Annotated in this window: 18 protein-coding genes; 14 read left to right on the plus strand and 4 right to left on the minus strand. The window is 64.7% G+C overall.

Annotated features, from left to right (window positions below; all coding sequences use genetic code 11):
• Positions 1 to 181: 181 nt before the first annotated feature.
• The 3 genes from BRA471DRAFT_RS31865 to BRA471DRAFT_RS31875 are packed head-to-tail and all read left to right on the plus strand — an operon-like array spanning position 182 to position 2,855.
• Positions 182 to 721: a MarR family winged helix-turn-helix transcriptional regulator gene (locus BRA471DRAFT_RS31865; RefSeq protein WP_007596846.1), complete on the plus strand. Its 540-nt coding sequence runs from the start codon at positions 182 to 184 to the stop codon at positions 719 to 721.
• Complete coding sequence (locus tag BRA471DRAFT_RS31870) at positions 718 to 1,449, plus strand: response regulator (RefSeq protein ID WP_035974455.1); 732 nt, start codon at positions 718 to 720, stop codon at positions 1,447 to 1,449. The genes BRA471DRAFT_RS31865 and BRA471DRAFT_RS31870 overlap by 4 nt, the downstream gene beginning before the upstream one ends.
• Before the next feature lie 17 nt (positions 1,450 to 1,466).
• Positions 1,467 to 2,855, plus strand: a complete 1,389-nt coding sequence (locus tag BRA471DRAFT_RS31875; RefSeq protein WP_007614856.1) for an ATP-binding protein — start codon at positions 1,467 to 1,469, stop codon at positions 2,853 to 2,855.
• A gap of 104 nt (positions 2,856 to 2,959) precedes the next feature.
• Here the strand turns inward: BRA471DRAFT_RS31875 and BRA471DRAFT_RS31880 are convergent, their stop codons facing one another.
• Positions 2,960 to 3,490: a DUF3617 family protein gene (locus tag BRA471DRAFT_RS31880; protein ID WP_007614857.1), complete on the minus strand. Its 531-nt coding sequence runs from the start codon at positions 3,488 to 3,490 to the stop codon at positions 2,960 to 2,962.
• Positions 3,491 to 3,534: 44 nt separating this feature from the next.
• Complete coding sequence (locus BRA471DRAFT_RS31885) at positions 3,535 to 3,828, minus strand: hypothetical protein (RefSeq protein WP_007614858.1); 294 nt, start codon at positions 3,826 to 3,828, stop codon at positions 3,535 to 3,537.
• A gap of 182 nt (positions 3,829 to 4,010) precedes the next feature.
• On the opposite strand from BRA471DRAFT_RS31885, the gene BRA471DRAFT_RS31890 reads away from it, so the two are divergent.
• From BRA471DRAFT_RS31890 to BRA471DRAFT_RS31905, 4 genes are all read left to right on the plus strand, one after another.
• The gene (locus tag BRA471DRAFT_RS31890; protein ID WP_007614859.1) at positions 4,011 to 4,475 is read left to right on the plus strand and encodes a hypothetical protein; all 465 of its coding nucleotides are present in this window, start codon (positions 4,011 to 4,013) and stop codon (positions 4,473 to 4,475) included.
• 114 nt (positions 4,476 to 4,589) lie between these two features.
• Positions 4,590 to 5,282 carry a ribonuclease T2 gene (locus tag BRA471DRAFT_RS31895; protein ID WP_007614861.1) on the plus strand — a complete coding sequence of 231 codons (693 nt, stop codon included), beginning with the start codon at positions 4,590 to 4,592 and terminating at the stop codon, positions 5,280 to 5,282.
• 52 nt (positions 5,283 to 5,334) lie between these two features.
• Complete coding sequence (locus tag BRA471DRAFT_RS31900; RefSeq protein WP_007614863.1) at positions 5,335 to 6,195, plus strand: 23S rRNA (adenine(2030)-N(6))-methyltransferase RlmJ; 861 nt, start codon at positions 5,335 to 5,337, stop codon at positions 6,193 to 6,195.
• A gap of 249 nt (positions 6,196 to 6,444) precedes the next feature.
• Entirely contained in the window at positions 6,445 to 6,660 is a 216-nt protein-coding gene (locus BRA471DRAFT_RS31905; protein WP_007614865.1) for a cold-shock protein, read from the plus strand.
• Positions 6,661 to 6,728: 68 nt separating this feature from the next.
• Here BRA471DRAFT_RS31905 and BRA471DRAFT_RS31910 read toward each other — a convergent pair whose 3' ends face one another.
• Positions 6,729 to 7,352 (minus strand): outer membrane protein, encoded by a 624-nt coding sequence (locus BRA471DRAFT_RS31910; protein ID WP_007614867.1) that lies wholly within the window; start codon positions 7,350 to 7,352, stop codon positions 6,729 to 6,731.
• Positions 7,353 to 7,599: 247 nt separating this feature from the next.
• Between BRA471DRAFT_RS31910 and uvrC the strand changes: the two genes are divergently transcribed.
• The 7 genes from uvrC (at position 7,600) to BRA471DRAFT_RS31945 (ending at position 13,889) form a co-directional block, all read left to right on the plus strand.
• On the plus strand, positions 7,600 to 9,666 hold the full coding sequence (uvrC, locus tag BRA471DRAFT_RS31915; protein WP_007614869.1) for an excinuclease ABC subunit UvrC: 2,067 nt from the start codon (positions 7,600 to 7,602) through the stop codon (positions 9,664 to 9,666).
• A 97-nt stretch (positions 9,667 to 9,763) separates the two neighbouring features.
• The gene (pgsA, locus tag BRA471DRAFT_RS31920) at positions 9,764 to 10,381 is read left to right on the plus strand and encodes a CDP-diacylglycerol--glycerol-3-phosphate 3-phosphatidyltransferase (RefSeq protein WP_007596859.1); all 618 of its coding nucleotides are present in this window, start codon (positions 9,764 to 9,766) and stop codon (positions 10,379 to 10,381) included.
• Positions 10,378 to 10,629, plus strand: coding sequence for a molybdopterin converting factor subunit 1 (gene moaD, locus BRA471DRAFT_RS31925; protein WP_007614873.1), 252 nt, complete (start codon positions 10,378 to 10,380; stop codon positions 10,627 to 10,629). The genes pgsA and moaD overlap by 4 nt, the downstream gene beginning before the upstream one ends.
• A gap of 3 nt (positions 10,630 to 10,632) precedes the next feature.
• Positions 10,633 to 11,109, plus strand: a complete 477-nt coding sequence (locus BRA471DRAFT_RS31930; RefSeq protein WP_007614883.1) for a molybdenum cofactor biosynthesis protein MoaE — start codon at positions 10,633 to 10,635, stop codon at positions 11,107 to 11,109.
• Positions 11,109 to 12,068 carry a 50S ribosomal protein L3 N(5)-glutamine methyltransferase gene (gene prmB, locus BRA471DRAFT_RS31935; protein WP_007614885.1) on the plus strand — a complete coding sequence of 320 codons (960 nt, stop codon included), beginning with the start codon at positions 11,109 to 11,111 and terminating at the stop codon, positions 12,066 to 12,068. Before BRA471DRAFT_RS31930 ends, prmB begins: the two co-directional genes overlap by 1 nt.
• Positions 12,069 to 12,158: 90 nt before the next feature.
• Complete coding sequence (locus tag BRA471DRAFT_RS31940) at positions 12,159 to 12,758, plus strand: phage holin family protein (protein WP_007614887.1); 600 nt, start codon at positions 12,159 to 12,161, stop codon at positions 12,756 to 12,758.
• A complete protein-coding gene (locus tag BRA471DRAFT_RS31945; RefSeq protein ID WP_007614890.1) occupies positions 12,759 to 13,889 on the plus strand; it encodes a YihY/virulence factor BrkB family protein in 1,131 nt (376 codons plus the stop codon).
• A gap of 45 nt (positions 13,890 to 13,934) precedes the next feature.
• Here BRA471DRAFT_RS31945 and BRA471DRAFT_RS31950 read toward each other — a convergent pair whose 3' ends face one another.
• Entirely contained in the window at positions 13,935 to 14,774 is an 840-nt protein-coding gene (locus BRA471DRAFT_RS31950) for a class I SAM-dependent methyltransferase (protein WP_007614897.1), read from the minus strand.
• Between the last annotated feature and the right edge of the window lie 93 nt (positions 14,775 to 14,867).

A 14,867-nucleotide genomic window follows, 5' to 3' on the forward strand; every position in this document is an offset into this window, starting at 1 on the left:
CGGAAGTCCAGTATGTTTTGCCGAAATGCCGTTCGACAATCGCACGGTAGATCTGCTCCGGCCGTCTCCGCCTGTCCGGCCCACTGCGGCCGCCGTGCTTCGATGCCCCACCCGACGCGAAACGATCTAAAATTTCGTACGGGCTGATCGTTTTGTAACATTGAACCCAAGATACGTCAATATGCCTGACATAAATTTCGCGACTCCTTCTCAAGACGCTGCCGGGCCGCGGCCGGCCGCAGACGACGGAGGCAATTTGCGCTGGGATATCATCGAACTGCTGTTCTTCGCCTATCGCGATTTCGTCGGCGATCCCGACCAGGAGCTGGAGGCGTTCGGCTTCGGCCGGGCCCATCACCGCGTCATGCACTTTGTCTATCGTTATCCCGGCCTCAAGGTCGCCGACCTCCTCGACGTCCTGCGCATCACCAAGCAATCGCTCGGCCGGGTACTCAAGCAGCTCCTGGACGAGGGCTATATCGTGCAGAAGACCGGCGACAATGATCGCCGCCAACGCCTGCTGTTTGCGACACCGAAGGGCGAGGCGCTGGTGCAGAAGCTCGCCGGCCTCCAGACCACGCGCATCACCAAGGCGCTTGCCGAGATGGCGCCGCAGGATGCCGAGACCGTCAAGCGCTTCCTGCGCGCGATGATCGACCGCGACGATCCGGACAAGGTGCTGGAGACGATCTTTGCCACCGTCAATCAAGACAAGGAGTGACCGTGCCGCTCGCTGCCACGCTCGCACGCCCGCCGGCACGTCCCGCCGACGATGCCCCGCATCTCCTCCTGGTCGACGACGACCGCCGTATCCGCGATCTGCTCTCGCGCTTCCTTGCCGGCGAAGGCTATCGCGTCTCGACCGCCGCCAGCGCCAGCGACGCCCGTTCCAAGCTTTTGGGCCTGAACTTCGACCTCTTGATCCTGGATGTCATGATGCCCGGCGAGACCGGCTTCGATCTCGCCCGTTTCATCCGCACCTCGTCCTCAGTGCCGATCGTGATGCTGACGGCGCGGCACGAAGCCGAGGCGCGCATCGAGGGCCTGCAGATCGGCGCCGACGATTACGTCGCAAAGCCGTTCGAGCCGCGCGAGCTTGCGCTGCGCATCAACAACATCCTCAAGCGCGCCGCGCCGCCGCCACAGGCCGCTGCGGTGGAGAAGATCGCGTTTGGCCCGTACATTTATCACCTCGAGCGCGGTGAACTGCGCCAGGGCGAAGACGTCATTCACCTGACCGACCGCGAGCGCGAGATGCTGCGGATTCTGTCGGAGACACCGGGCGAGACCGTGCCGCGCAGCGCGCTGACCGGCAATGGCAGCGTCAACGAGCGCGCCGTCGACGTGCAGATCAACCGCCTGCGGCGCAAGATCGAGACCGATCCCGCCAATCCGCTATTCCTCCAGGCCGTGCGCGGCATCGGCTACCGGCTGGTAGCCTCGCCATAAAGAGTGAAGCGCCACCGATGAGCACGATCGATACCGGCCTGACGCTTTTGAAGAGCGCCGCCGGCCGCGTCTCCGCCGCCAATGGCTGGATGGGCAACGCGTTCAAGGGCTGGATGCCGACCGGCCTCTACGCGCGTGCGCTGCTGATCATGATCGTGCCGATGGTGATCCTGCAATCGGTCGTCGCCTTCGTGTTCATGGAGCGGCACTGGAACACGGTGACACGGCGCCTGTCGGCCGCCGTAGTGCAGGACATCGCCGCGCTGATCGACGTCTACAAGGGCTATCCGCAAGACAAGGATCGTGACCAGATCCGCCGCATCGCGCAGCAGCGCCTCGGCCTCGTCGTCGATTTCCTCCCGGCCGGCGACATGCCGCCGCCGGGACCAAAGCCGTTCTTCTCGCTGCTCGACCAGACGCTGTCGGTGCAGCTCGGCCGCCAGATCGGGCGCTCCTTCTGGATCGACACGGTCGGCCGCTCCAACCTCGTCGAGATCCGGATCCAGCTCGACGACGCCGTGATGCGCGTGTTCGCGCAGCGCAGCGCCGCCTATGCCTCGAACTCGGAGATCTTCCTGTTCTGGATGGTCGGAACGTCCTCGATCCTGCTGATCGTCGCGGTGCTATTCCTGCGCAACCAGATCAAGCCGATCCTGCGACTTGCCGACGCCGCCGAAAGTTTTGGCAAGGGCCGGGAGGCGCCGAATTTCCGCCCGCGCGGCGCGCGCGAGGTGCGGCGCGCGTCGGTCGCCTTCCTCGAAATGAAATCGCGCATCGAGCGGACGATGGAGCAGCGCACCGCGATGCTCGCCGGCGTCAGCCACGATCTGCGCACGATCCTGACGCGGTTCAAGCTCGAGCTGGCGCTGATCGGCGACAGCCCCGAGATGGAGGGCATGCGCAAGGACGTCGACGAGATGTCGATGATGCTCGAGGACTACCTCGCGTTTGCCCGCGGCGATTCCGGCGAGCAGTCGCAGCCAACCGACATGGCGCAGGCGCTCGAGGAGCTGCGCAGCGACGCCGAGCGCCACGGCCACATTGCGACCGTCGCGTTCAACGGACTGCCCGTGGTCACGGTGAAGCCGGCCTCGTTCAAGCGCTGCCTCGCCAACCTCGTCACCAACGCCGCTCGCTATGGCAAGAGCATCGCCATCACCGGCCAGCGCGATCACCGTTATTTGACAGTGACGGTCGACGACGACGGGCCGGGCATTCCCGCCCATCTGCGCGAAGAGGTTTTCAAGCCGTTCCTGCGGCTGGACAACGCCCGCAACCAGGACGAAGGCGGCACCGGCCTCGGCCTCGCGATCGCCCGCGACATCGCCCGTTCGCATGGCGGCGACATCACGCTTGGCGACAGCCCGATGGGGGGATTAAGGGCGAGCGTGCGGATACCGGTGTAGCTGATGTAGCCCGGATGGAGCGAAGCGCAATCCGGGATTCCTTCTTCGCGATCGACGCACCGGTCCCGGATTTCGCTTCGCTCCATCCGGGCTACGATCTCACCCTATTTCGGCAACAGCGCCTTGAGCTTGTCCATGTCGCGTACGTTCATCTTGAAGCCGCCGGGCATCACGATATCGCCGGGCTTCTGGTCCGGCTTGCAGGCCCCCAGCCATTTCGCTTCGAGCTGCATGCTCGTGTCGCGGCCTGCCGTGCCGGCGGCGCCGCCTTGCGCGTGCGACGACGTCTTCACCGTATAGGCCGAATTGAAATCGCCGGTGATCTCAGCATGCGAGGTCGTGCTGATGCCGGCGACATTGCATTCGGAATCGCTGACATAGCCGGTTGCGGTCTTCTTGATGTCCTGCTTGGCGCAGATCTGCTTGGCCATCGGGGAGACGTTGTTGTTCATCTCCTTGTCGACGGTCTCGTCGGTGCAGTGCTGCATGGTCATCTCGGGCACCGGCGTGCCGGTCCTGATCATCTTCAATTCCCACAGGCCCGCCTTGCGCACCGGCAGGTCGTCAGCCCGGGCGCTGCCTGCCGACAAGACGAGGCAAAGGGCGGAGCCGAGCAAAGCGAGTTTGCGCGTCATGTGGGAAGCTCCCGGCTGCGAGATAGCGGCGTTGCGAAAGCGCCTCAGTAGAGCGTGCGGATCGGCTGGTCGGCGGCGCCATAGGGCACCCAGCGGCAGGAGAACGAGATGTAGCCGCCCTCATAGGCCTGCATCGCCAGGAATTTGGCGACCTTGCCATAGCGCGCACAGTGATCGACCGCGACCTGCCGCGCATCGACCTGGGTTGCCATTGAATAGGCGATGATGCCGCCGGTGTCGTTGCCCTTGAACGGAGGCACCGGAAGGAGATCGGCGCGCGCCGACTGGCTCGCCAACATACCCAGGGCAAGTAGGCCCGCGGCCGCAATGATTCGCATTCCCGTCACTCCGATTGGTTGGCGGCAGTTTACGGTGCCGGCGCGGCGGTGGAAAGAACGGAAGACCCCTCTAACGCAGCATTGCGGTCAACTCGTCGGCAAGTGTTGCCGCGCTGCACTTGACCTCCCCCGGCCTTCGCGGCACCGTCCGACCCTCGCAGATCATGCTGTCTGGATTGCCCATGCGCGCCTCGACCTTCCTGAAATCGCTCCGCTTTGCCGCCGTGCTCGGCCTTCTGTTCGGGGCGCTGTCGCTCGGCGAGGCCAGGGCCGCCAATCCGCTGGAGCTGAATTTCTGGCTGAGCGGGCCGCGCTATGACGGCAACGTCTCCGAATGCGACAGGGCGCTGCCGACGATCGCCACCCAGTTCTGGGAGAAGGAAAGCTCGTTCTGGAATTCCTCGTTGAAGATCACCGGCTTCTCCGCGGTTCACGAGACTGCGTTCCGGCCCTGGGCGTCCGACAATATTCCCCGCCGCTATTGCACCGGCGAAGCCATGCTCACCGATGGCAAGCTGCGCAAGGTGCATTTCTCGATCGTCGAGGATGGCGGCTTCGCCGGCTACGGCCAGGGCGTCGAATGGTGCGTGGTCGGGCTCGACCGCAACTGGGCCTACAACCCGGCCTGCCGCGCCGCCAAGCAATAATTGCTCTGATCCGGACCGATCAGGCGGCCGACCGACGGTCGCCCGCATTTTGTTCTTGAAATGTTCCTATCGCCTGCTAGGCTCGTCTGCACAGTCTAGTTGAGGGGCGTCGCCATGTTTCATTCCAGATTGCATTCGTTCTCCCGCCTGATGATCTCGCTGACGCTTGCGGCCGGGCTGGCTGTATTGGCCGGTGGCGCCAAGGCCCAGGACAAGCGGCAGAACACGCCCGGCGAATTCGATTTTTATGTGCTGTCGCTGTCGTGGTCGCCCTCCTTCTGCGAAGAGGCGGCGGAGCGCGGCGGCCGCTCGCAGATCCAGTGCAGCGGACGGCCCTACGCTTTCGTGGTCCATGGTCTGTGGCCGCAATATGAGAACGGTTTCCCGGAATATTGCCAGCGGCCGTCGCCGCGGCTGAACCGCAGCATCGTTTCCTCCATGCTCGATTTGATGCCGGCGCCGGGGCTGATCTTCAACGAGTGGGACAAGCACGGCACCTGCTCGGGGCTCGCCGACCGCAGCTATTTCGAGACGATCCGGAAGGCGCGCGCCGCGATCAAGATTCCGGCCGAATATCTCGATTTGTCGCAGGCCAAGACGGTGGCGCCGGCGGAGGTGGAGGAAGCCTTCATCAAGGCGAATCCGGGCCTCAGCAATGCCGCTGTCTCGATCACCTGCAACCGGACGCGACTATCGGAAGTCCGCATCTGCCTCAGCAAGGACCTGCAATTCCGCGCCTGCGAGGAGATCGACCGCCGCGCCTGCCGCCGCGACCAGGTGACGATGCCGCCGATCCGGGGCGGGTAGCCCGGGCGTCGTGCCTCTTTGCTCAGGCCGTCACGTGGCGTAGTGCTCTTGCATGAATTACCGCCACGCCTTCCATGCCGGCAGCTTCGCCGATGTCATCAAGCACATCGTGCTGGCGCGCATCATCACCTATCTCCAGGACAAGCCGGGCGCGTTCCGCGTCATCGACACCCATGCCGGCGCCGGCCTCTACGATCTCGAAAGCGACGAGGCGCGCCGCGGCGGCGAGTGGCTGACGGGCATTGCGCGGCTGATGCAGGCGCGGCTGTCGAACGACGCCATGGCGCTGACCAAGCCCTATCTCGACATCGTCCGCGCCTTCAATCCGAAAGGCGAGCTCAAGGCCTATCCGGGCTCGCCGCTGATCGCGCGCGGCCTGCTCAGGCCGCAGGACCGCCTCTTGCTCTGCGAGCTCGAGCCGAAGGCGCGCAAGGCGCTGATCGGCGTGCTGCGCCGCGACGAACAGGCCCGCGTGGTCGACCTCGACGGCTGGATGGCGCTGCCGGCTTTCGTGCCGCCGAAGGAACGGCGTGGGCTCGTGCTGATCGACCCGCCGTTCGAGGCCAAGGACGAGTTCGAAAAGCTCGGCGAGGCCTTCTCGGCGGCTTTCGCGAAATGGCCGACCGGTATCTATGTAATCTGGTATCCCGCCAAGAGCCGGCGCGCCACCGACACGCTGGTGCAATCAGTGGCGCGGCTCGCAGCCGCAGCAAAACCGCCAGGAAAATGCCTGCGCCTCGAATTCAGCGTGGCGCCGCAAGCCGACGGCGCAGCCCTCACGTCCAGCGGGCTCTTGATCGTCAATCCTCCTTACACGCTGCAGGGCGAACTCAAGACGATCCTGCCGGAGCTGGAAATGCCGCTCGGCCAGGGTGGCGCTGCCAGATTCCGATTAGAGGTGCCGAGACCGTAACACTCCGGCATCTTGGGAAAAATATGCAGGAGCGGTAGTCAATCTGCAGAGAACCGTATTATGCTGTTGCAGTGACTGGCTTTACGTTCCGCTTCCGCGAATGGTTGCGGCGGAGTGAAGGCCTAAGAAAGATCCAGTCGGACCGAATGGTCTGCCCAAGGATGGCCAGCTCCCGGGCTTCGTAAGGCCCGGTCATGTCGTGACGTGCGTCTGCGTCACGACGGAGGAGCAATGAGGGGGAGTTTCCCGATGGCCATGACGGGAACGGTCAAGTTTTTCAACGGTGAGCGCGGCTACGGATTCATCAAACCGGACGACGGGGGCCGCGACGTCTTCGTGCATATTACTGCTGTGGAGCGGGCCGGACTGAAGGACCTCGCCGAAGGACAGCGTATTACTTTCGAAGTCGAACCGGACAAGAAGGGCAAGGGGCCGAAGGCGGTCGATTTGGTCATCCTTCCCTAGAGCGCCTGGCGAAAAAAATCCCGGCCGCAAGCGGCCGGGAGGTTGGTCCGGTATTTTCTTCTTAGCTATCAGAAGCGATAGTTCACGCCTGCGCGCACAACGCTGGCGCTATAGCCGTTTGACACGCCCGTAATCGCGAACTGGCTCGTCGACAGATCGATATAGAGATATTCGAGCTTGGCGCTCCAGTTCGGCGCGAACCCGACTTCCGCGCCGGCACCGATGGTCCAACCGGCGCTGGTGTGCGACTCGGTCCAGCCGAACGTCTGCGCGCGCAGCTCGCCGAAGGCGAGGCCCGCCGTGCCGTAGAACAGCACGTTGCTGAAGGCGTAGCCGGCGCGGCCACGCAGGGTGCCGAACCACGGATTGGAGAACTTCCACGGCGCGAAGGTGTCGTCGGCACCGGCGGCCTGGATGTCGCCCTCGACACCGAACACCCATGGGCCGTTCTGGAAATTGTAGCCGGCCTGAACGCCGCCGACGAAGCCTGACGGCTTTGCGGGATTGTTGCTCACCGAACCCCATTCGTAGCCGAGATTGGCGCCAAGATACGGACCAGCCCAGCTATAGGCATTGAGCGGCTGATTGACCGTGTAAGGCGCACGCTGCCCGTAATTGAGATCGGCGGCCTCTGCCGAAGCCGTCCAGCCGACTGCAGCCAACGCGGCTGCGCCCACAACGAGCCCCTTCATCACACACTCCAACGCAACTGCCGTCACCGCTGCGGTGCCCACGCCGCCGCGCGAGGCAAAACCGCATGGTTACGGAACCATCCCTTTTTCGCGTAAGATTTATCGAGAGTTTTAAGTTAAAGGCCTGTTAAGCCGGGTTACCGCGCTGTTAACAGGCTTAAGCAAGCGTTACCGGGAACTGCGCCATCCTGTGCGTGCGGCACGGCCGGAACTTCAAATCGGCACCCGCAGCGCCTAAATTCGCACCATGGTTCACGATTCCCCCGACAATCCGGACGACGCACGCGCGCGCAAACCCGTGCGCGGCAACGCGCCCGACGTCCCGCCCCAGGAAACGGAAGCGGCGCCCGACCTCGATCCCGCCACCGCGAACGGCGACGACGAGGACGATGCGCGGCTGCCGGACATCCTGGAAGAGAGCGGCACCGTCGGCGAAGAGCCGCTGGCGACCGGGCACGAGGCGATCGAACGCGCGGTCCGCCTCGCCCCCACCTCGCCCGGCGTCTACCGCATGCTCAATGCGAACGCCGACGTGCTCTATGTCGGCAAGGCCAAGAACGTCAAAAAGCGCCTGTCGAACTATGCGCGCCAGAGTGCGCCGCAGCCGGCGCGCATCCTGCGCATGATCGCCGCCACGGTGACCGTGGAAATCATCTCGACCCACACCGAGACCGAAGCGCTGCTGCTGGAAGCCAACCTCATCAAGCAGCTTCGGCCGCGCTTCAACGTGCAGCTGCGCGACGACAAGTCGTTTCCCTATATCCTGATCACGGGCGACCATTGGGCGCCGCAGATCCTGAAGCATCGCGGCGCGCAGACGCGGCCCGGTCGCTATTTCGGCCCGTTCGCCTCGGCCGGCGCCGTCAACCGCACCATCACCGCACTTCAGCGCGCGTTCCTGATCCGCTCCTGCACGGATTCCTTCTTCGAGAGCCGGTCGCGGCCCTGCCTGCTCTACCAGATCCGCCGTTGCGCCGGCCCCTGCACCCGCGAGATCGACTTCCCCGGCTACACGACCCTGGTGCGCGAGGCGAGCGACTTCCTGTCCGGCAGGAGCCATGCGGTGAAACAGGAGCTTGCTAGCGAGATGGAGAAGGCCTCCGGCGAGCTCGAATTCGAGAGCGCCGCGCTCTACCGCGACCGCCTCGCTGCGTTGTCCGCGATCCAGTCGCAGCAGGGCATCAATCCGCGCACGGTGGAAGAAGCCGACGTGTTCGCCATCCACCAGGAGGGCGGCTTCTCATGCGTCGAGGTGTTCTTCTTCCGCACCGGGCAGAACTGGGGCAACCGCGCCTATTTCCCGCGCGCGGAGAAGACGTATACGCCGGAAGAGGTGCTCGGCTCCTTCCTCGCCCAGTTCTATGACGACAAGCCGCCGCCGAGGAACATCCTGCTCTCGCACGAGATCGAGGAGAGCGAGCTGCTCGGCAACGCGCTGTCGATCAAGGCCGGCCGCAAGGTCGAGGTGTCCACGCCGAAGCGCGGCGAGAAGAAGGAGCTCGTCACCCACGCGCTCACCAACGCGCGCGAGGCCTTGGGCCGCAAGCTCGCGGACACCGCGACACAGAGCCGTCTGCTGGACGCCATGGCCACGACCCTGAACCTGACGCATTCGCCGAAGCGGATCGAAGTCTACGACAACAGCCACATCCAGGGCACCAACGCGGTCGGCGCCATGATCGTCGCCGGCCCGGACGGTTTTGTGAAAAACCAGTACCGCAAGTTCAACATCAAGTCGGAAGGGATCACGCCGGGCGACGACTTCGCCATGATGCGCGAGGTGCTCGAGCGCCGTTTCAAGCGCCTGATCAATCCGCCCGAAGAGGGCGCGGCCAAAACCAAGGACGACGACTTCCCGCAATGGCCCGATCTCGTGATCATCGACGGCGGCCGCGGCCAGCTCAACGCGGTCCGGGAAATCTTTGCAAATCTCGGCCTGACCCAGGTGGCGCTGATGTCGGTGGCCAAGGGGCCGGACCGGGATGCCGGCCGCGAGACCCTGTTCATGCCGGAGCGCGAGGCGATAAAGCTGGAGCCGCGCGACCCCGTGCTCTATTTCATCCAACGGCTGCGGGACGAGGCGCACCGCTTCGTCATCGGCTCACACCGCAAGCTGCGCAAGAAGGACATCCGCGAGGCCGGCTTGCAGGAGATTCCGGGCATCGGTCCGTCACGCAAACGTGCCTTGCTGCATCATTTTGGAACCCTGAAGGAGATCGAACGGGCTTCAATCACCGATCTCGGCAAGGTTCCGGGGGTGAGCGCCGAGAGCGCTCGCAGGATTTTCGAGTACTTCCATCCCCAGCCGGGGTGAAATAAAGGGGGGCCGCGGTCATATGGTCGTCGCATCCCGCACCCCATTTGGGAGCGGAACGGTTGACCTTCAGGCTGCAGCGGTATTGGTAGGACGGATGAACATCGCCACGACACGAGGGACGACCAGCCGCGCGATGTCCCTCCCGAACATCCTGACCTACGGCCGGATCGCCGCGATCCCGGTCGTGGTCGGGTGCATCTACGCACAGTCGATCATGGACGGCCCACTGTGGCTGCGCTGGGTCGCGGTCGCCATTTTCATCGCGGCTGCGGTCACCGACTACCTCGACGGCTATTACGCGCGGATCTGGAATCAACAATCGGCGTTCGGCCGGATGCTCGATCCGATCGCCGACAAGCTTCTGGTCGCCTCGTGCCTGCTGATGCTGGCCGCCGACGGCATCATTCACGGCTGGTCGCTGTGGGCCGCCATCGTGATCCTGTGCCGCGAGATCCTGGTCTCGGGCCTGCGCGAATATCTTGCCGCGTTGCGCGTCAGCGTGCCCGTGACCAAGCTTGCGAAATGGAAGACGACGGTTCAGCTCATCGCCATCGGCTTCCTGCTGGCTGGTCCGGCCGGCGATGAGGTCGTGCCCATGGTCTCGATGATCGGACTGGCGCTGCTCTGGGCCTCGGCGATCCTCACCATGTACACCGGCTACGATTATTTCGGCGCCGGCATCCATCACCTCATCAAGGAGGATGAGGGATGAAGGTGAAGTACTTCGCCTGGGTGCGCGAGCGCATCGGCAAGGCCGAGGAGACCATCGAGCCGCCCGCGACCGTGCGCACCGTGGAAGAGCTGATCGCCTGGCTATCCGGCCAAAGCGAAGCCTACGCCTACGCATTCGAGAAGCCGAAGGTGATCCGCGCCGCGATCGACCATGCTCACGTCAAGTCGGACGCCGCGATCGCGGGCGCTCGCGAGATCGCGTTCTTCCCGCCGATGACCGGCGGCTAGGCCATGCCCGTCACCACCTGCCCGGTCACCATCCGTATCCAGCAAGACGATTTCGACATCGCGCGCGAGATCGCGGTGCTGACCGGGAACCGCACCGACATCGGTGCGGTCGTGAGCTTTTCGGGCATCTGCCGCGGCGACGAGGACAGCGCGAAGATCGCCGCGCTCTCGCTCGAGCACTATCCGGGCATGGCCGAGGAAGAGATCAGGCGCCATGCCGACGAGGCCACCTCGCGCTGGCCCCTCAACGGGGTCACGGTGATCCATCGCGTCGGCCGTTTCATGCCCGGCCAGAACATCGTGCTGGTGCTGACCGCCTCGCAGCACCGCCAGGCAGCGTTCCAGGCAGCCGAGTTCCTGATGGATTATCTCAAGACCAACGCGCCGTTCTGGAAGAAGGAAGAGAGCGCCACCGGCACCGGCTGGGTCGAGGCCCAGGCCCGCGACGACGAAGCCGCCGCACGCTGGACCCGATCCTGATGGCAACAACATCCAAAAAGACCGTGCGCGGCCGCGCCGCGCCAAAGCTCGCGAAAGTGGGCCGCGGCGAGCTTCTCACGCTGATTGATTTCGTCCGCTATGCGGTCAGCCGCTTCAATGAGGCCAAGCTCGCCTTTGCCCATGGCACGCCCGATCCGGTCGCGGAAGCGGCCTTCCTGGTCTGTGAAGCCCTGCATCTGCATCCCGAGCAGTTCGAGATCTTTGCCAAAGCGCGCGTCACGGCCGCCGAGGGCAGGACCATTGTCGATCTCATCCATCAGCGCGTCACCACCCGCAGACCGGCCGCGTATCTCGTCAACAAGATCTACATGCGCGGCCTGCCGTTCTATGTCGACGAGCGCGTCATCGTTCCCCGCTCCTTCATCGGCGAGTTGCTGGAGTCCCATTTCGGCGGCGACGGCGAGGCCGGCTCGCTGATCGACGACCCCAGCGCGGTCGAGCGGGTGCTCGATCTCTGCACGGGATCGGGATGCCTCGCGATTCTGGCCGCGCATCATTTTCCGAACGCTACGATCGACGCCGTCGATATCTCGAAGGGCGCGATCGACGTCGCCAGACGAAATGTCGGCGAATACGGGCTCGATGACCGCATCAGCCTGCATCGCGGCGACCTGTTCGCCACGCTCGGTGACGCCAAATACGACCTGATCATCACCAACCCGCCTTATGTCGATGCCGAAGGCATGGCGGCGCTGCCGCCGGAGTGCCGGGCCGAGCCGAAGCTCGCCTTTGACGGCGGCGCCGACGGTCTCGACGTGGTGCGCCGGATCCTGCGCGACACGCCCGACCACCTGACGCCGGATGGCGGGCTGATCTGCGAGATCGGCCGCGGCCGCGAACTGGTCGACGAGGCCTTTCCCGAACTGCCGCTGCTCTGGCTCGACACCGAGGACTCCGAGGGCGAAGTGTTCTGGATCGCGGCAGCCGATCTCGGCTGATCCATTGCGGCGGCCGACCTCGTTCGGAACAAGTCAAATACCGCCACGTTCATCCCCCGACGAATTTTCTCGCACTCGGAGGATAACCGCATGCTTGCGCCATCGGGCGAATTGCTGCGCGCCGGCGTCGCGCTCAAGCTCAACCATCTCAAGCGCGCCGCCCAATCCTATGCCCGTGACCGGAGCAATCAAGCCACAGGGCGCATGACGTCGTACGCGACTGCGGCCGGACTTCTCGCGGTTGCGGGCTTGTTCGTCGTCGCAGCCTTCTTCGTCGGCCTGATCGCGCTGTACCGCTGGGTTGCAATCCATTACGGGCAATTCTGGGGGTTCGGCGCCGTTGGCGGCGTGCTTCTGATCCTGGCCGCCTCCTGCGCCGGCGTGGCCATGGCCCAGATGAAGCGCAAGACCAAGCCGATCGTGCCGCTCGCCAGCCGCCTGCGCGTGGCGATCGCCACCCCGCGCATCCCGCGCGGAACGGTGAAACAGGCGGTGAAAGAGGTCGCCACGACAATTCCCCTGGCGCCGCTCGCGCCGGGCGAACGAGGACATCAACCAGGACATGGCGGCAGCACGTGGCCGGCTCGGTCCAACCGGCCCGTGCAACTCGGGCTGATGCTCGCGGCCGTTGGGCTGGTCGGGCTCACGGCCGCGCGCCGGCGGCGTCACGGCCACGGAGCGGAGACCTGAATGCCTATGCGGCGCGCCGAACAATTTGACAGCTGGCTGTTAGTGGCAGCCACGACCGTGTTCGTGCTCACCGCGGAACGGTATTTCCAGGATTCCGGCATGGTCCGGCCGGGACCTCCGCAAGACCACCGCAAAGGCGAGGCGAATTCGCCGGAAACGAGCCCGACGGGTGCCGCCTCGCAGCCCGGCCGCGGCCGCCGCGCGAAAAGCCCGTTCGCGATCCCTTGGGCAGGCTGGAAGGACGTCTTCTGGCGCACCTATCAGCGCATCGACGACGATCGCCTGCTCGCGACCGCCGGCGGCGTCGTCTTTTTCGGGCTGCTCGCGATCTTTCCCGCGATCACGGCTCTGGTTTCGTTCTATGGCCTCTTCGCCGACCCCTCGACGATCAGTTCCAACCTGCAGTCGCTCGCGATGATGCTGCCCGAAGGCGCGTTCCAGATCGTCGAGGACCAGGTCGCCCGGGTCGTGTCGAACGGCGGCGCGACCCTTGGTTTCACTTTCCTGTTTGGCCTCGTACTCGCGATCTGGAGCGCCAATGCCGGCGTCAAGGCCATCTTCGACGCCATCAACGTCGCCTATGAAGAGCGTGAAAAGCGCAGCTTCATCCGGCTGAACTCAGTCTCACTGGCTTTCACGGTCGGTGGCATCGTTGCCCTGCTGCTGATGGTGGGCGCCGTCGTTGCCTTCCCGCTCGCGCTCAATCACCTCGGCATGGCGCCCGAAAGCAAGACGATCGTGGCGCTGGCGCGATGGCCGGTGCTCTTCGTCATTCTTCTTGCGGCGCTCGCCGTCCTCTACCGCTTCGCGCCCAGCCGCGACGCCCCGCGCTGGCAATGGCTGAGCGTCGGCGCGGTGGCGGCCGCGATCCTCTGGATCGCCGGCTCGGCACTGCTGTCATGGTATCTCTCGGAATTCGCCAATTACAATGCGACCTACGGCTCGCTCGGCGCTGCGATCGGTTTGATGATGTGGATGTGGATGTCGGCCATCGTCATCATGTTCGGGGCCGAGCTGAATTCGGAGATCGAACGGCAGACCCTGCGCGACACGACCACGGGGGCGCCCAAGCCGCTTGGCACCCGCCAGGCCGTCTCGGCCGACACGGTCGGCGCCGCAGTGCCATCCTGACGCGATGGTCAGGCCGGAGCCGGCCTGACCATGTCTCGACCACAATCAACGCTTGGTGATCACCGCCTCCAGATATTCGCTGTGCACGACCACCGTGCCGTCATCGGCATGATTGAACTCACCGAGCAGGGTCATGAGATCGTGCCGCAGCGCGGCCTGGCTGGTCTCGTCGAGCGCCGCAAAGGCCTTCAGCATCGGGCCATAGTAGGATTTGAAGACGTCGAGCCAGTGGTCGGGCGAGCGATAGCGGAACACGAACATGCGCGGCTCGGCTGAGATCTCCGAGGCCGCGCCGCCGAACATTTCCTCAAGTCGAGCCTGCGTGCCCCACAGCGCCGGAGACTTCACACCGGCCGGCGGCGGCAAGTGCTTGCCGATGATCTTGAACAGCTGGCCGATGAAGCCCTGCGGCGTCCAGTTGGCAAGGCCGATCTTGCCGCCGGATTTGCAGACCCGCGCGAGCTCGGAGGCCGCCTGGTCCTGGTCAGGCGTGAACATCACTCCGAAGGTCGAGAGCACGACATCGTAGCTCGCATCGGCAAAGGGGAGCGCTTCGGCGTCCGCTTCGCGAAATTCGACCGTCAGATGGTCCGCCGCCGCCCGCTCCTGTCCACGCTCGAGCAGCGCTGGCACGTAATCGGTGGATGTAACGTCGCACCAGCGTCGTGCGGCGGCCAGCGTCGCATTGCCATTGCCGGCGGCGACGTCCAGCACCTTGCTGCCGGCACGCAAATCCAAGGCTTCACAGAGCTGCTCGCCGACGATCTGCAAGGTGGTGCCGACGATGGCATAGTCGCCGGACGACCACGCAACATGCTGACGCTGCTTGACGGCAGCAAGATCGGGTTGGACGGCGGTCGGCTTGAGGGCGGCGGATGTCGACATGGCAATCTCCTGCGGTTGAAAACGCCGGGACGATAGGGCGGATGTGGCCTTCTGGCCTTGAGACCGGCGTTATTTTAGGCTGAGAGCACCTTG

The organism is Bradyrhizobium sp. WSM471, assembly GCF_000244915.1.
Lineage (GTDB): Bacteria > Pseudomonadota > Alphaproteobacteria > Rhizobiales > Xanthobacteraceae > Bradyrhizobium.

Excerpts from the sequence above, each read along its gene's own strand:
- BRA471DRAFT_RS31905 (WP_007614865.1), top strand. The coding sequence starts at position 6,445 with ATGGCCATGACGGGAACGGTCAAGTTTTTCAACGGTGAGCGCGGCTAC.
- pgsA (WP_007596859.1), top strand. The coding sequence starts at position 9,764 with ATGAACATCGCCACGACACGAGGGACGACCAGCCGCGCGATGTCCCTC.
- prmB (WP_007614885.1), top strand. The coding sequence starts at position 11,109 with ATGGCAACAACATCCAAAAAGACCGTGCGCGGCCGCGCCGCGCCAAAG.
- moaD (WP_007614873.1), top strand. The coding sequence starts at position 10,378 with ATGAAGGTGAAGTACTTCGCCTGGGTGCGCGAGCGCATCGGCAAGGCC.
- BRA471DRAFT_RS31880 (WP_007614857.1), bottom strand. The coding sequence starts at position 3,490 with ATGACGCGCAAACTCGCTTTGCTCGGCTCCGCCCTTTGCCTCGTCTTG.
- BRA471DRAFT_RS31930 (WP_007614883.1), top strand. The coding sequence starts at position 10,633 with ATGCCCGTCACCACCTGCCCGGTCACCATCCGTATCCAGCAAGACGAT.
- BRA471DRAFT_RS31890 (WP_007614859.1), top strand. The coding sequence starts at position 4,011 with ATGCGCGCCTCGACCTTCCTGAAATCGCTCCGCTTTGCCGCCGTGCTC.
- BRA471DRAFT_RS31895 (WP_007614861.1), top strand. The coding sequence starts at position 4,590 with ATGTTTCATTCCAGATTGCATTCGTTCTCCCGCCTGATGATCTCGCTG.
- BRA471DRAFT_RS31900 (WP_007614863.1), top strand. The coding sequence starts at position 5,335 with ATGAATTACCGCCACGCCTTCCATGCCGGCAGCTTCGCCGATGTCATC.
- BRA471DRAFT_RS31950 (WP_007614897.1), bottom strand. The coding sequence starts at position 14,774 with ATGTCGACATCCGCCGCCCTCAAGCCGACCGCCGTCCAACCCGATCTT.
- BRA471DRAFT_RS31945 (WP_007614890.1), top strand. The coding sequence starts at position 12,759 with ATGCCTATGCGGCGCGCCGAACAATTTGACAGCTGGCTGTTAGTGGCA.
- BRA471DRAFT_RS31865 (WP_007596846.1), top strand. The coding sequence starts at position 182 with ATGCCTGACATAAATTTCGCGACTCCTTCTCAAGACGCTGCCGGGCCG.
- BRA471DRAFT_RS31910 (WP_007614867.1), bottom strand. The coding sequence starts at position 7,352 with ATGAAGGGGCTCGTTGTGGGCGCAGCCGCGTTGGCTGCAGTCGGCTGG.
- BRA471DRAFT_RS31875 (WP_007614856.1), top strand. The coding sequence starts at position 1,467 with ATGAGCACGATCGATACCGGCCTGACGCTTTTGAAGAGCGCCGCCGGC.
- BRA471DRAFT_RS31940 (WP_007614887.1), top strand. The coding sequence starts at position 12,159 with ATGCTTGCGCCATCGGGCGAATTGCTGCGCGCCGGCGTCGCGCTCAAG.
- uvrC (WP_007614869.1), top strand. The coding sequence starts at position 7,600 with ATGGTTCACGATTCCCCCGACAATCCGGACGACGCACGCGCGCGCAAA.
- BRA471DRAFT_RS31885 (WP_007614858.1), bottom strand. The coding sequence starts at position 3,828 with ATGCGAATCATTGCGGCCGCGGGCCTACTTGCCCTGGGTATGTTGGCG.